The organism is Kluyvera sp. 1366 (genome assembly GCF_054823405.1).
On the sequence record NZ_JBTRDW010000001.1, the window covers coordinates 106246 to 120852 of the forward strand.

The 14607-nt window shown below is 47.5% G+C and carries 11 protein-coding genes and 1 pseudogene; 7 read left to right on the forward strand and 5 right to left on the reverse strand.

The genetic code is table 11. The features are described 5' to 3' along the window. Positions 1–8: 8 nt before the first annotated feature. Positions 9–1265, reverse strand: coding sequence for an extracellular solute-binding protein (locus tag ACVLVH_RS00510; RefSeq protein ID WP_498948339.1), 1257 nt, complete (start codon positions 1263–1265; stop codon positions 9–11). Positions 1266–2064: 799 nt separating this feature from the next. Between ACVLVH_RS00510 and ACVLVH_RS00515 the strand changes: the two are divergent. The 4 genes and pseudogenes from ACVLVH_RS00515 to ACVLVH_RS00530 all read left to right on the forward strand — a co-directional run bounded on the left by ACVLVH_RS00515 (position 2065) and on the right by ACVLVH_RS00530 (position 5857). Then, a pseudogene (locus ACVLVH_RS00515) lies at positions 2065–2503 on the forward strand (VOC family protein). 871 nt (positions 2504–3374) lie between these two features. Further along, entirely contained in the window at positions 3375–4181 is an 807-nt protein-coding gene (locus ACVLVH_RS00520; RefSeq protein WP_280173263.1) for a hypothetical protein, read from the forward strand. A gap of 75 nt (positions 4182–4256) precedes the next feature. Next, on the forward strand, positions 4257–5168 hold the full coding sequence (locus tag ACVLVH_RS00525; RefSeq protein WP_137387209.1) for a phytanoyl-CoA dioxygenase family protein: 912 nt from the start codon (positions 4257–4259) through the stop codon (positions 5166–5168). A gap of 50 nt (positions 5169–5218) precedes the next feature. Further along, positions 5219–5857 carry a LysE family translocator gene (locus ACVLVH_RS00530; protein ID WP_210080058.1) on the forward strand — a complete coding sequence of 213 codons (639 nt, stop codon included), beginning with the start codon at positions 5219–5221 and terminating at the stop codon, positions 5855–5857. 419 nt (positions 5858–6276) lie between these two features. On the opposite strand, the gene ACVLVH_RS00535 is transcribed toward ACVLVH_RS00530, so the two are convergent. The 3 genes from ACVLVH_RS00535 to budA are packed head-to-tail and all read right to left on the reverse strand — an operon-like array spanning position 6277 to position 9543. Then, entirely contained in the window at positions 6277–7050 is a 774-nt protein-coding gene (locus ACVLVH_RS00535) for a (S)-acetoin forming diacetyl reductase (protein WP_280173261.1), read from the reverse strand. 16 nt (positions 7051–7066) lie between these two features. Next, complete coding sequence (gene alsS, locus ACVLVH_RS00540) at positions 7067–8746, reverse strand: acetolactate synthase AlsS (RefSeq protein WP_222234215.1); 1680 nt, start codon at positions 8744–8746, stop codon at positions 7067–7069. 14 nt (positions 8747–8760) lie between these two features. Next, positions 8761–9543: an acetolactate decarboxylase gene (gene budA, locus ACVLVH_RS00545; protein ID WP_280173301.1), complete on the reverse strand. Its 783-nt coding sequence runs from the start codon at positions 9541–9543 to the stop codon at positions 8761–8763. Positions 9544–9647: 104 nt separating this feature from the next. Here budA and ACVLVH_RS00550 point away from each other — a divergent pair, with 104 nt between their 5' ends. Beyond that, positions 9648–10526, forward strand: coding sequence for a LysR family transcriptional regulator (locus ACVLVH_RS00550; RefSeq protein WP_222213982.1), 879 nt, complete (start codon positions 9648–9650; stop codon positions 10524–10526). A 91-nt stretch (positions 10527–10617) separates the two neighbouring features. Here ACVLVH_RS00550 and ACVLVH_RS00555 read toward each other — a convergent pair whose 3' ends face one another. Then, positions 10618–10857, reverse strand: a complete 240-nt coding sequence (locus ACVLVH_RS00555) for a transcriptional regulator (RefSeq protein ID WP_110868383.1) — start codon at positions 10855–10857, stop codon at positions 10618–10620. Positions 10858–11204: 347 nt separating this feature from the next. On the opposite strand from ACVLVH_RS00555, the gene ACVLVH_RS00560 reads away from it, so the two are divergent. Beyond that, positions 11205–11411: a DUF3606 domain-containing protein gene (locus tag ACVLVH_RS00560; RefSeq protein WP_101761078.1), complete on the forward strand. Its 207-nt coding sequence runs from the start codon at positions 11205–11207 to the stop codon at positions 11409–11411. A gap of 644 nt (positions 11412–12055) precedes the next feature. Beyond that, positions 12056–14365, forward strand: coding sequence for an FdhF/YdeP family oxidoreductase (locus tag ACVLVH_RS00565; protein ID WP_498948343.1), 2310 nt, complete (start codon positions 12056–12058; stop codon positions 14363–14365). Positions 14366–14607 lie beyond the last annotated feature (242 nt).

A 14607-nucleotide genomic window follows, 5' to 3' on the forward strand; every position in this document is an offset into this window, starting at 1 on the left:
GTTGCCCCTTAGCGCAGACGCGCCGCACTCTTATCTACCGCTTGCAGCGCGGCATCTGGCGTTGCACTGCCCACCAGCACCTGCTGCAACTGCTGCAACTGCTGCTGCAGCGTGTTGGAGAGACGCGAATAGTCAGCCGTTTCCGGACGCGACAGCATCACGTTAAGCGACTTATCCGCCGCCGCGATGAGGCTTTCCTGGTTTTTCAGCACCGCCGGATCCTGATACGAGCTTTTCCAGATCGGCAGACTCAGCGTGGCGTATTGGTTCTGTACCGGCTGTGAAGTCATGTAGCGGATGTATTGCCATGCCTGATCCGCATGCGTGCTGCCTTTAGTGATGCCAAGGCCCATCGAACCATTAACGGCACCGAATTTGCCCGGCGCATCGCCTGGCGCGGGAACGATGCCCACCTGGCCGGCGACCTTACTTTGTTTAGGATCGTTGGCCATGTTGTACATGTAGGTCCAGTTGAGCGCGAAAGCCGCATCGCCATTGGAGAAGGCTTTACGCACATCCTCTTCCAGATATTCGCGTGAAGCCGGATTGCTCAAGCCTTCATCCAGCGAGCTTTTCATCAGCTTCACCGCTTGCAACGAGGCCGGGGAGGAGAAATCGAGTTTGTCGTTGTTATAGAACTTGCCGCCGAAACCCGACACCAGCGTGGTGTAATCGCACACCAGCGCTTCCGCCTGCGACCAGCTCCACACCAGCGGATATTTCACGATGTTTTTCTGCTTGATGATGCGCGCGTCATCCATCACCTGCTGCCAGGTTTGCGGCGGCGTGGTGATACCGGCTTTTTCCAGCATCGCTTTGTTGTAATAGAGATATTTGGTATCGAGGATCCACGGCATGCCGAGGGTTTTGCCTTTGAACTCAACGGTGTTCATTGCGCCGGGGAAAATCTGCCCTTTTTCATCAGCGCTGATGCGGCTGCTGACGTCCTGCAACAGATCGAACTTAGTGAATTCTGCCGGCCAGATGGCATCGAACAGCACCACATCGTAGCCGTTACCGCCCGCGCCACGCGCCGCAACAATTTTGTCATGCAGCGCTTCATACGGCACAAACTCAAGATTAACCTGCACCTCTGGGTGCGTTTTCTGAAACGCCTGCGTCATGGCGCGGATATCATTTTCGCTATACGCCGCCTGCGTCATAAACAATGCATTCAACGTGGTTGCCGCTGCCGCGCTGCCTACGCTGGCTAACAGCACCGCTGCAAAACATCCTTTTATGACTGGGTTGAATCGGATTTTCATGGTGTTTTCCGCCTTGATGCAAAAAGAGGGTGTTTTATTAAATCAATTTGATGGATTTAATAACGCGCACAGGTTGTCAGGTTGCTGCGGCTGACATCGGTTAGCTAAAGCAATTGACGTGCCAGGGCATAAATCTCGTTTGCCGCTGGACACTACTTTGCACAGATTTTCGCCGCTGTCAGGTAAACAGATTGTAAAATGTGTGGCCGATCATAGATATTCATGTGGTTTTAAAAAGGAGGACAGTTGTGAAAAGTGCCGATCAGCTTTTTGCCGAATGCATTGTTTAGGTGCAGTTGCGTTGGGGCTTGCTGCATGAAAGCGCATCTCTTAACGGCGAAATGCCGTTATCAGTAGCTGGTTAGGATGAGATTTTCGGCTGATAATACAGCCAAAAGCGGACGTCAAAATGATGACGGCTTAGGTAGTTCTGTCACATCAAACATAACACCGCATCTTGAACCTAAGCACCATCTGCTGCTGGCGTTCCCTGGTGAAAAACCAGAATTCACTGTCCTTCCTCCGAACTTAAAGCAACCTGAGCTTTTCCAGAAGCATTCTGCTTATCCTCAAGTGATCCTACCGTATGCTCTCTTCTAACATAATAGTGCTTCACTGAATTGCCGCAGCCCTTCTTTGCGATTGGAAATTAGAGACAGCTTCGAGCGAAAAGAGGATATTCGCAATTTATCGATAAAAGATGCAGGCTTGTAAAACGTTCGCGCATTTATGGTGTAGAAATAAAGCAGGCTTTTTATATAGTTGGCTGATGAACTTTCAAAAATCAGTAGGTAATCACATGATCTTAAGTGTCAATCACGTTGGTTTTTTCAGTTAAAAATATTGAAGACTCATTATTATTCTGGACTCAGATTCTTGGCGGTAAATTATTACGTGAAGGAAAAATGTCTGGGCCTATAATCGATGAGGTTACAGGTGCAAGGGGAGCTGATGTACGGATGGCTTTGCTTGAACTGGCTGATATCCGAATTGAATTACTCCAATACAATAACATTGAGCAGCCAGAAGAACCTTCAGCGCCCTATATCCCAGGCTACGCTCACCTTGCTTTTATGGTTGAGGATCTTGATACGCTCTTAGGCAAAGTATCGGACTACGGTTGGAAGACGCCGGGTAAACCTCAAACAGTGTCGTCAGGACCCATGCAGGGTACCAGAGTAATATATTTACAAAGTCCTGATGGTCAGACGCTTGAATTGATGGAACGCAGCCAATGAGACCCACATATTATTAGCTGTTATCCTTTAATTAAAACCGTGATGTTTGCAAAGCCCGCTTAGTGAAAAGAGTGGACGACGCCAAGCCCAATGTCCTCTTTGAGCGAGCAGCGGATGTTACTTCAGGTTTAGGGCAGGGCTAGGGGGTTAAGATCTGATTGTTCACTTTGCAATGTTGATAAAAAGTTCTTTACTTTTGTGAATAAGTTTCCGCACATATTGATGTGCAGAACTCCTGTCTGTGCTATCGATTCAGCCTCGCAACTAAAGTGAACAAATCAGCAATTCTGGTAAACCTCGACTAACCGTTAATGGATGTGACTTTAGCCTGACGGCAGGATCACAGCTGTCTGGTTAGATGGATTTAGATGATTAATTGATTTGGTTCTATTTTATCCAGATGGTCTGTACAGACTTAAATTCAATCCATCATAAGTATTTTGATGGTGGTTAAAAAAATAAAGATAAACATTGTTAATAATTCTATTCTTTTCATAACTAACTCTTCTTTAATACTGATTGGTTTCACTGCATTTCTATTTTCGTATTAATAATGACATAGTGGAATATTGTCGTAAATTAGTCACAGAGCTATGTTCGGAAAAAGATATATATATTTTATGATTGGATTTGATTTAGATTGATTTATGATCAATTTGGTTAATTTAACTGAATTGATTGCCTCAGGTAGAGATTTATATGTTAGCGGAATTCAAAAGCCCCGAAAACAGTGTGTTTTTTAAGCGTTGTAAGTCAAATTCGATGTTATTTATATAAATAACATATATTTATAAGTTTAGTGACATGTAAATTCAATGCAGTTAAAGTAAATGCAATGTAAATATCTGGTTGCAAATTGAGCATTTGTGGAATGAATCTACGACAAAAATGGATATCAATTATCTCTTTCTTGGCACTAAACCCTTCACTTTTATTACATGTTTGTGAGGGTGGGGCTAGATCCAAATCCACCTCTGGTGAAAGCTGGTTAAAATTAAAGCGCATTAAGAATGTGAATGGCGATAATAATTTAAATAACTTCCCTCATACTCTTATTAGCTTATGCCTAAGGCATAAAGCCTCTAATCATATGTTGTTTTTGAAAGTCAAAAAATCCATAAATCTACAGATTTTTGATAGACTACTTGAAGCATCGATTTGTATTGATGAATTCAATTTACATTCTGGATTGCACATATATGGAAATCATGAAAAATACTACGCGTTGAAAAAACTCTGGCTCAATTCTGGAGAGATGTACCACAACGCATTAATTACCTTGCTAGAAATGCGAGATGTTAAATCCTACCTAAACAGCAGTGACGATATTGGCATTGGTTGTGATTGTCCTCAAGACGTGCTTTTCATTGAGGCCGATTATGAAGAGTATTTTTATCAATTAGTCGGCATCATCGCTGCGCAAAAATTAACAATGCCGCTTTTGATTGAAAAGGTAATGCAAGGAGCGCTACGGCTTGGAATAAAAAATAAAAAAATTCTGATGATTTATGAAAAAATAAAAAATAATATTGATTATTCAGATGGGTGGATTCAAGAAGAACTCATTCCATTATTAGGTAACAAAATAAAAAATAAGAAAGCTGTTATGCTCGGAGCTTCAATTTATTTAGATGCGCGAGCTGATTATTATGATGCGCTGCTGAATATTACAAATTAATCATCAAAGGGAAAAGTTTTATCTCAACCTAATGGTTGTTCTTGCCCTAATGGGCTTTAAAAATGGAGTAGTGAAGTGATTAATAAAAAGTTCAGCTTAACGAAAGATCAAATTTCTGATTTTCAAGAGAAAGGTTTCCTTTTGTTAAAAGGTTTTTATTCTCCAGAGTTTGTTAGTTATATCAAGTCAACTATTGGTCAGTACATTGATAAACCTACTGATAAGTATCAGACCGGGTTCAGTCGATTAGCTTTTGACATGTACGATGGCGATGAGGTAGTGATTGGTCTGTTGAAAGATCCAGCATTTAAGAAGGCAATGAAAGACCTGACTGGAAGGAATATGTTTTATGCACAAGCATTATCTTTTGAGCTTGAAAAGCTCAAAAATAAAGGCTTTCCATGGCATATCGGTACACAGAGTTTTGGCTACCATCATGCTGAAGATTTTGGATGCACGATCTGGGCTCCTTTAGTTAATATTAATCCAAAAGGGCAACGTGGGGGTATGGCTTACGTACCAAAAAATCGCGTAAACGGTGACTATCTTTACAGTCATATAGATCCCTCCGTGTTCAGTATGCTGCAGCAAAAAATTGACGCGAATGAGAATCCTACTACAGACGATTTCGTTCAGTGGCGTGATGGTCCTCTTAACGATAACGCACAGATGGCTATTCTTAATCACTTTGGAGTAGAGGATGAATTTGAAGTAGGAGATGCGCTTATTTTTGACAAATACGTTATCCATCGAAGCATAATGCTTGGCGAAGGAGAGGTAGATATCCGTGCAGCGTTTGTTATGCGTTTCTTCTGCTCTGAAAGCACATATGATGCCAAACGAGCCAGCGATTTGGAAATCCCAAGAAATTACTTTAAGTATGCAGGTCCAACAAAATTCCACTTGGAAGTAGCTAAGAATGAGGGCGATCGCCTTGTTGACAGCGCTCTATTTGCCGGGCAGGAATACAGAGATCTTTCAATCTAATCGATTAACCGCGGGGGGGGGGATGCCCCCCATTTATGCAGGGCAAGTTTATGTCTCAGATTTACCTTTACATCTTAATTGCCAGCTTAACCATAGCGAGCCCGGGACCGGGTGTATTGCTCACGTTAACGAATACACTTAATTACAGTTTACGTAGTGCCTTAGCTGGAATTATTGGTGTGGCAGCAGGTATGGGTGTGATTTCTATTATTGCAGCTAGCAGCTTGGGAATAATTATAACAACTTCTCAGTTTGCGTTGATTGTGGTCAAAATTGTAGGTGCTGCTTATCTTGCCTATCTGGGCGTTAAGCTGTTTCGTTCTACTCCAAAAAAAATGAGTGAATCTGGAAGTGAGAGTATTTTAATTCTTCCATCAAAATCATCAAGGTTTCGTCAGGGTTTTTTTGTTTCTTTGCTTAATCCAAAACCCATCGTGTTTTTCATGGCGCTATTCCCTCAGTTTATAAACGCTGAAAAGCCTTTTATCAGCCAGTTCTGTATTCTTTCTATGATTTTTTGTGTGTTGGTGGTTATTATCCACTTCATATATGGTGCTTCGGCTAGTTCAGTGAAGAAAAAACTGGCCACTGGTAAAGCCTTTTCATATCTAAATAAGACTGGTGGTAGTGTGTTTATGGTTTTTGCTATTGGCCTAATAGTCTCTGTTATTACACCATATTTTCATTGAGTGCTGGTGTTGAATAAAGGTGGCCAAAGTTGTTGTGGCCGCCTTTACTTTCTGAAGACGTATGTTCTTAAGCAGAGAAGGTGACATTTTTATCCTGGCACGAGAAAACATTATCAAAATACACGTTTGTACAGTGGGTAGGGTTCACCGATGCTCAAGACGAAGCAGCGCTCCAGAATATTTACGTTTTAGGCGTTACTGTTAGCGCGGCATAATTATTTTCATAGTCAATGTGTAAGTATCCTGCATGATTTAGGCATTCAATATCAAATACTCATTAGTGCTTTAACTTCCGCTTTTGGCACAGAAGTGCCTTTGGCGAATATATGTCCACTGTGGGCGAAACCCGATATATGCGGGCAACAGTGCATAATTAATAGCTTACCCACACGGCAGTATGGGTAAGCACGATCCGCGAATCAGTTGAATACCATTCCGCCGTCGATAAGTAGTGATTGGCCGGTCATGTAGTCGGAATCCGGTCCCGCCAGAAATGCGACGCATGCGGCCACATCTTCCGGTTCAGACAGCCGGCCCAAAGTAATACGTTTTGCAAATTCCTGCGTCCCAAAGCCAGCCGGTTTACCCGCCGCTTGTGAAATTTGCCTGTCGATCGATTCCCACATGGGGGTTTTGACAATACCCGGACAGAAGGCATTGACCGTAATGCCTTTCGACGCAAGATCTTTAGCCGCTGTCTGCGTCAGCCCGCGAACGGCAAATTTGCTGGAGCTATAAACTGCCAGCTCCGGATTGCCAACATGTCCTGCCTGAGAGCAGGCATTAATGATTTTGCCACCGTGATTTTCCGCGGAAAAAGCGCTAATCGCCGCCTGCATTCCCCAAATCACACCCTTAACGTTGACGTTATAAACCTTATCAACAATCTCCTCGGTGATATCGGTAATCGGTGTTGATGGCGCAATACCGGCGTTGTTCACAATGACGTTGAAATCACCCAGCGCATGGCGCGCTTCTTCAACGGCGTGAAAAACGTTATCGCGTTGGGTGACATCAACCTGCAGCGCGATAGCCTTTCCTCCTGATGTGACAATCTCATCAGCGACATGCTGCGCCGTTTCAAGATTGAAATCTGCGATGGCTACGGAAAAGCCGTCTTTTGCCAGGCGTAAGGCAATGGCTGCGCCAATGCCCTGTCCGGCGCCGGTTACAAACGCAACTCTGTTTTTCATAATCATATCCTTTCAATTAGAGAATTTGACTCAGGTGTAACTGACTCATCAGTAGCGGGTTATCGCTGTAGTCGACCGGAATTGCGACCACAGCGGGGCCGCTGACATCCATTGCTTTGCGCAATGTTGGCTCAAGTTCTGCCGCACTGTTAACGGAGAAGCCGGCTGCGCCAAAGGCTTCGGCATAGGCTTTAAAATCCACCGGACCGAAACTGACGCCTGAAATTCGCTGATACTTTTTCTCTTCCTGCATGGCGACCATGTTGTAGGCGTTATCAACCCAAATGATGTGCAGGATATTGGCCTTCAGCCTGACGGCAGTTTCCAGTTCCATGCTTGATTGCAAAAATCCGCCGTCCCCGGACACCGATACCACCTTGCGTGAAGGATCAACCAGCCAGGCACCAATAGCCCAGGGTAGGGCGACACCCATGGTCTGTTGACCATTAGAGATCATGATTTGGCGCGCACGGAAGCTATACAGATAGCGCGCTATCCAGATATGAAAGCTTCCCATATCAACGGTAAGGCTGATGTCAGAGTTAATGATGTCTTGCATCGCATGGACGATGCGCAGAGGATGCAGCGCAAATTGATTTAAGCTGGCACCTTGCATCGCCAGTAATTGCCGTTGCTGCTGGCGGTCTTCCAGTACAGTGGCCGCAGCGTGACTTAGCGTTAATGGTGAGAGGATACGGGCGGCAATCTTGCATACGGTCTGCGCAATGTCGCCTACCAGTTCAGCGTCGGGCTGGTAGCGGTTATCCGTATCAGCCGGTAGCACATCAATATGTACCAGGATGGCTTTGCCGCTGTTCCACATTGCCGGCTCATACTCAACCGGGCTATAACCGATAGTGATGATCAGGTCCGCCTGCTGTAATAACCGGTCTCCTGCCTGGTTGTTAAATAATCCAACCCGTCCGGCAAACCTTGAGAAGTGCTCCTGTCTGACTGCGCCTGCAGCCTGGTAAGTACTGGTCACGGGGATCTGGCTTTTTGACAGCAGTTCATGGATTGCGGCGCTATTTTCTGGTTGGCTGGCCATTAGGCCCAGCAGGATGACCGGATTTTTTGCCCGGCTGATTTCCTGGCTGACAGCCTCAATTAGGGCATCGGGGGCCGCGCCCAACTTAACGTGTCCACTATTTTGCAAAGGGCTGCCGGAAACCGGCTGATCAACAATATCCTGCGGCAGGCTGATAAAGGCACCTCCACCGCGTCCGTTTTCTGCATAACGAAATGCGTTAGAGACACATTCGGTCAGCGCGGAGGGGGCGGTGACCTCAACAGCATATTTCGTTACCGGACGAAACATCGACACGGTATCCAGGCTCTGGTGAACCTGTTTGGCGCTATCCGATCGTTTCACCGCTCCGCCAATAGCCACCACCGGATCGCCTTCGCTGGTGGCGGTTGCCATGCCGGTAACCAGATTCGAGCAGCCTGGTCCGGAGGTCACAAGTGCAACACCGGCATGTCCCGTAAGTCGGCCTACCGCTGCGGCCATAAAGGCAGCATTTGCCTCATGCCTGACAGGGATGAGTTGAATGGGAGAATCCACTAATGAATCAAACACTTTGTCGATTTTGGCTCCGGGGATGCCAAACACGTGGTTTACGCCTTGTGCTTCAAGCTGCGCGACCACGAGATCCGCGCCGCTGTTCCAGTGAGTGTGGGTTTTTAACGTTTTCATATTGCCCCCTATTGTTAGCTTTCGACGGCGCGAATGGCTTCATCAAGATTGTGCGGCGTGAGCTCTGCCTGAAGAAATTCGGTATCCCGGGGAAGATCAATGACCAGCTTGTTAATGGAGCCAAAGGTCAGCGTTCCCTCCTTCAGCACATAATCAAGGATGTGCCCACCGCCTTGCCGGTCATCCGTAATAAAGTGCTCGTGATAACCCGCCACGTTGATTCCCTGCATGTACTGCGGCGTACGGAAGCCAATCAGTTCACCCTGCGTCTCTTTAAATGCGAAGGTTGGCTGATCGCCCAGCACTTCCGGCATCGAGCGATAAGGGCGACATTGGCAGGGAACGGTTCGAGTCCGTACGGCATGAAAGCGACCACTGATACGCATGGCACAGAATTGGTTATCTGAAGTGATTTTGCTGTCGATAACCTGATGAACCTCTTCTCGCGTGGCGGTTTCAGTAAAGAGGTGGCGATTTTCAGGTTTGAAAAAAGTCATCACAGCAAACGGCGTTTGTTGCTCGGGCTGGGCAGGATTGGCGCTGCCATCGGAGCGTAACTGATAGACCTGGCTGTCGAAGGCGATGAGTTCTCCATCCAGCTGGTTGAACGTACCCAGGCCAAAATCGCCTTTCTTTAACAGATCGGACACCGTGGTGGAACCGTCATAAACACCGCTCAGCAGCGCGCTCATCAGTGAAGTCTGATAGATAACCTTTTCTGGTGAATCATCATGGAGTTTAAAGACGGTTTCTTTCAGCTGTTCCTCACATGAACAGGCAGATACAAAATTACACATTTGCCACCTCGCAAACCAATAGTTAAGCCGTGTTAATATCATGGTGGGCTTTTTGGCTTAACGAATCCAATAGCGAAACCTGTTAACTTTGAGACGTTTTTGATATGGAACTTCGCCATCTGCGTTATTTTGTTGCTGTCGCCGAGACGCTTCATTTCACCCGCGCTGCAGAAATGCTCGGCATTTCTCAGCCACCGCTGAGCCAGCAAATACAGCGGCTGGAACATGAGATTGGGACACCATTGCTGAAACGTCTGACGCGCGGCGTTGAACTCACCGAGGCGGGAAGGGCATTCCTAAATGACGCCACTGAGATTGTGCAGCTGGCCGACCATGCGCTTGAGAAAGCCCGTGGTATGGCGCGGGGTATAAGCGGACAGATGTCGCTCGGGTTTGCCAGTTCTGTCGCTTTCGGGGCACCCGTGTTTGACCTTCTTCAGCGTTTTAGAACGCGTTATCCAGCAATGGAACTCATTGCCAGGGAAGAGAATATGGCTTTGCTGATGCAGGATCTGCGGGATGGGTTGCTTGATGCGGCGTTTATTCGTTTGCCGTGTGAAAGCAGCAAAGCGTTCAATTTGAAAGTCATCGCTACCGAAAGAATGATGATTGCGTTACCTGCGGGCCATGCATGTAGCTCCCAAGGCACCATTGCATTAGCGCAGCTGGTGGACGAAACATTGATTATGTTTCCGCGTGAAGTCGCTCCCAGCCTGTATGAGCTCATCGTAAGCACCTGTCTGCGCGCGGGGTTCACCACAACACGATTTATTCAGGCTCCCCAAATCACCTCGTCTCTCGGCATGGTCGGAGCAGGTTGCGGCATCGCGTTGGTACCAGAGTCCATGTGCTGTGTGAACAACCCGCATGTTACGTTTTGCGAAATAGAGAATAACACCCTGTTTACCGATATCGCCTTTGCCTGGCGGCGCAACAATCCCTCCAGGACGGTGATGCATCTACTCAGTTTGATTAGCCAGTGATACGGCTAACTCTGTGACATTGATGCAGTGCCTGAACATCGAAATGAGATACTCAGTCTCTTTTGTGCAAAACGCGTGAGGCCATCGCAGCTTACTTTTTTTGTTGCGACACCAGTGCAAAGTAAGGATGTTGACCAGCCAGCAACAATAACAATTCATATTCGCCTTGGCTGAGCTGCCCTGGATTCTTCGCAGACTCTTTCGACTGCCAAACACGCAGGCTAAGATCGAAACGCTCAGCGGCACTCTGTTGTGAAAGGCCAGCGGCAAGCCTGAGATCACGAATATTATGCTGTACGGCCACGGGCCGCTCTAAAAGTTGATTTCTCAAAGAAAACTCCTTAAATACGGGATGGAGTGAATTTGGGTGTATCGCTCACCCGCCTCTAAACATCACGTTAACTTGACCTGGATGCAGTGTTTTAATTTTCTCATTTATCAGAGGCTTATTAAGAAGAAATGAAAATAATTTTTTTTTAGTTTAATGAAATAGATATTGTTAACACATGTCAGAATAAATCGCTGGCCTCGCCAGGATTACTCTCCTTTTTTATCCCCACCTCAACAGCAAGAATATTCCTCTATTTTATCCAGGGTGATTGTTCAATATAGGGAATGTATTGCGCTGGCAAGCCTCATGCCGGGCGTTCCTACATAAAACAGAAAAGGATAAAAATAATGAAAAACCGTCAATACATTCAGCGGCGTATTCCCGCAGACCTCAGTCAGGTAGAGATACGCGAGCAGTGGCAAATCACGTTCTGGACTCTGAAGTTAAGCACCACACAAGACCGACTGAGTCAGGCCCTGCGCGAAGTCGGGCCGGACCTGGAGAACGTGCGCGCGTGGCTTGAGACAACCCCCACTTCTCGCCCAAAACGTTAGTGCCGGTCAACCGTTAACCACCCCCGTGAGGGTGGCGAACGGACCTTGTGGTAGCGAAGTGCTGCTTATACATGCCCGCGATAACTTGCGGCGCGTCGTAAACCTGCCCAACAAAAGCGTGTGTGCATAAGGTTTTCCCCGGTGTTGTCACTATAAATAAGAATTTTTATCATTTATATATATTGCGTGCTTTATAATAGCGCGCTATTTATGTAGCTTTTTTATTGTGACAGTTAGCTGGAAAAAGTAAAACGTTTGCACGATGAAATAAATGTATCGTCATTAGATAATTATTTCGTTAAAGAAAGTACAAATGGCTGCTTTCCCGACGGGACACTCTTTATGTTCCAGAATAATCATTCAGGCACGCCTTCCCTAAGCGGCAATACACTTCCACTGAGTAGATAAATTGAAATTCCGGTCGTTGCTCTTGGCTAGCCAGATAAAGGAATGAATTTAAAAAGTAACCAATTGATAACCAGCGCGGGAGATCTGTTTTTTTTTGCTACCTTCAAACTATCCATAACACCAGTGGATGAAGGGATATTCAGGCTCAGGTAACACCTGCACATATCGCTGTTACGTTAAGCAACCTCCGCAGGGGCTGCAGCATCATAAATTACATTCACGTGAGCCGAGTTTGTATGAGCAAAAAAAATCATCGCACAGTACCAGGTGTACACCCCTATGATGGCCCGGCAGGCGGCTGGGGAGCACTTAAGGCAACCGCAATAGCTGTTAAAAACCAAATGGATACCTTAAAAGCGCCGCCTACGCTGATGCGCACTAATCAGCCCGATGGGTTTGATTGCCCCGGATGTGCCTGGCCGGATAAGGATCATGGCTCAACCTTCCAGTTCTGTGAAAATGGCGCTAAGGCGGTCACATGGGAAGCGACCACCAAGCGCGTTACGCCGGCATTTCTTGCCGAAAACACTATCACGTCGCTGCTACAGCGTTCCGATTATGAGCTGGAGGGATACGGCAGGTTAACCACGCCGCTGCGCTATGATGCAGCAAGCGACACCTTCATCGAAGTGAGCTGGGAAGAGGCTTTTACGCGTATTGCCAATAAGTTAGCTGCACTGCCGCCAGATGAGGTTGAGTTCTATACCTCCGGTCGCGCATCAAACGAGGCGGCCTATTTGTTTCAGCTTTTTGCCCGGGAGTATGGCACTAACAATTTTCCTGATTGTTCAAATATGTGCCACGAGGCAACCAGCGTAGGTTTGCCTCAGTCGATTGGGATCGGTAAGGGCACCGTATCTCTGGACGATTTCGATAGTGCAGAGCTTATTCTCTCAATGGGTCATAACCCAGGGACCAATCATCCTCGCATGATGGGAACGCTGCACGAGCTGGCGCGCCGTGACGTACCGATTATCGTGTTTAATCCGCTGCGCGAACGCGCGCTTGAGCGTTTTGCCGACCCGCAGAATGTCATGGAGATGGCGACCAACAGCTCAACCGATATCGCGTCAACGTATTATTTGGTCCGTGCCGGTGGCGATTCGGCTGCGCTTAAGGGTATCGCCAAAGCGGTGCTGGCGATTGAGGCTGAAACCGGTACGGCACTGGATCATGCCTTTATCCGCGAGCATACAGAAGGGTTTGAGCGCTTCGCGGCGGACATCGAAGCCACATCCTGGGCATTAATCGAGCAAGACTCTGGCCTGAAGCAGGCAGATCTCAGGCGCGTCGCTGAAGCTTACGTCAAATCGAATGCCACTATCCTGACGTATGGTATGGGTATTACACAGCACAACCGCGGTACGGATAATGTGCGCCTGTTGGTCAATCTGCTGCTAATGCGAGGCAATATCGGTAAACCCGGCGCAGGCGTTTGTCCGTTACGAGGACACTCCAACGTGCAGGGTAACCGTACCGTGGGGATCACTGAGAAACCGTCGTCCGATTTTCTCAATAAGCTGGAAAACGTGTTTGGATTTACACCACCGTCGCATCATGGTCATGATGCGGTGCAGGCGATGAAAGCGATAGTCGACAAGCAGGCGAAGGCGCTCATTTGCCTCGGAGGAAATTTTGCCGTGGCGCTGCCCGATTCAGACGTGACCTTTCCGGCGATGCGTGAACTTGAACTCAGTGTTCACATCGCGACCAAGTTGAACCGTACTCATCTTCTGACCGGGAAAGAGACACTACTGCTGCCGTGCCTCGGCCGTACCGAACTGGATGAGCAGTCTGGCAATCGCCAGTCGATCACTGTTGAAGATTCCATGTCGATGGTGCACGCCTCTTCCGGAAAGTTGAAGCCAGCGTCGCCGCTGCTGCGTTCTGAACCGGCCATTGTTGCCGGGATGGCCAGCGCGGCTCTGCCGAGAACGCGGGTTAACTGGAATGAGTTGATAGCCGATTACGATCTCATCCGCGACCTGATCGAAAAAACCATACCCGGATTCGATGATTACAATGCCCGCATTCGCCAACCCGGTGGTTTTCAGATGCCACTGCCGCCGCGGGATCGCATCTGGCCGACCCCGAGCGGTAAAGCGATGTTTTCGCTTTATCAAGGCACGCATGAGGACCTGACGGTGCCGGGCGACGACGTGCTACGTCTGATTACGCTTCGCAGTCACGATCAATACAACACGACGATTTACGCCATGGATGATCGCTACCGCGGAGTATTTGGCCGCCGTGATGTCCTGTTTATGTGTGACTTTGATCTGGAACGTCTGGGGCTTGAGCACGGGGATGTTGTGGATCTGGAGTCAGCAGTGCCGGGCTACCGTATGCGTCTGGAATCCATGACGGTAATTCGCTATGCCATCTCACAGGGATCGATTGGAGCCTATTATCCGGAGGCTAACGTCCTGATCCCGCTGGATTACATCGACAAGGAGAGCGGTACGCCATCGTATAAATCTGCGCCGGTACGTATCACGCTGCGGTCACGCGACGTTGTCACTCCGCAGGCTGTTGAATCCCATTAAAGTGAAAATAAGGCAGGCTTGCCTGCCTTCTGATTGCCACAACCGCGGCAAAAGGGGCGCTAGTTTGCAATGTCTTGAGGTCTGCTATGAGTGAGGAGCAGAGCCCTCATCGTAAGGACAGCAAATGTCTACGGGAACGTGGTCACTCCAGAATGTCAACAAGCCGGTATGACATGCAGGGAACAGCAACTTATAAAAGGAGGATTAATTGTTTGACAGTTTAGTCTACCTACTAGTAGATT

Excerpts from the sequence above, each read along its gene's own strand:
- ACVLVH_RS00510 (WP_498948339.1), bottom strand. The coding sequence starts at position 1,265 with ATGAAAATCCGATTCAACCCAGTCATAAAAGGATGTTTTGCAGCGGTG.
- alsS (WP_222234215.1), bottom strand. The coding sequence starts at position 8,746 with ATGAAAACGTTAAAAACCCACACTCACTGGAACAGCGGCGCGGATCTC.
- ACVLVH_RS00550 (WP_222213982.1), top strand. The coding sequence starts at position 9,648 with ATGGAACTTCGCCATCTGCGTTATTTTGTTGCTGTCGCCGAGACGCTT.
- ACVLVH_RS00520 (WP_280173263.1), top strand. The coding sequence starts at position 3,375 with ATGAATCTACGACAAAAATGGATATCAATTATCTCTTTCTTGGCACTA.
- ACVLVH_RS00565 (WP_498948343.1), top strand. The coding sequence starts at position 12,056 with ATGAGCAAAAAAAATCATCGCACAGTACCAGGTGTACACCCCTATGAT.
- ACVLVH_RS00535 (WP_280173261.1), bottom strand. The coding sequence starts at position 7,050 with ATGAAAAACAGAGTTGCGTTTGTAACCGGCGCCGGACAGGGCATTGGC.
- ACVLVH_RS00530 (WP_210080058.1), top strand. The coding sequence starts at position 5,219 with ATGTCTCAGATTTACCTTTACATCTTAATTGCCAGCTTAACCATAGCG.
- ACVLVH_RS00560 (WP_101761078.1), top strand. The coding sequence starts at position 11,205 with ATGAAAAACCGTCAATACATTCAGCGGCGTATTCCCGCAGACCTCAGT.
- budA (WP_280173301.1), bottom strand. The coding sequence starts at position 9,543 with ATGTGTAATTTTGTATCTGCCTGTTCATGTGAGGAACAGCTGAAAGAA.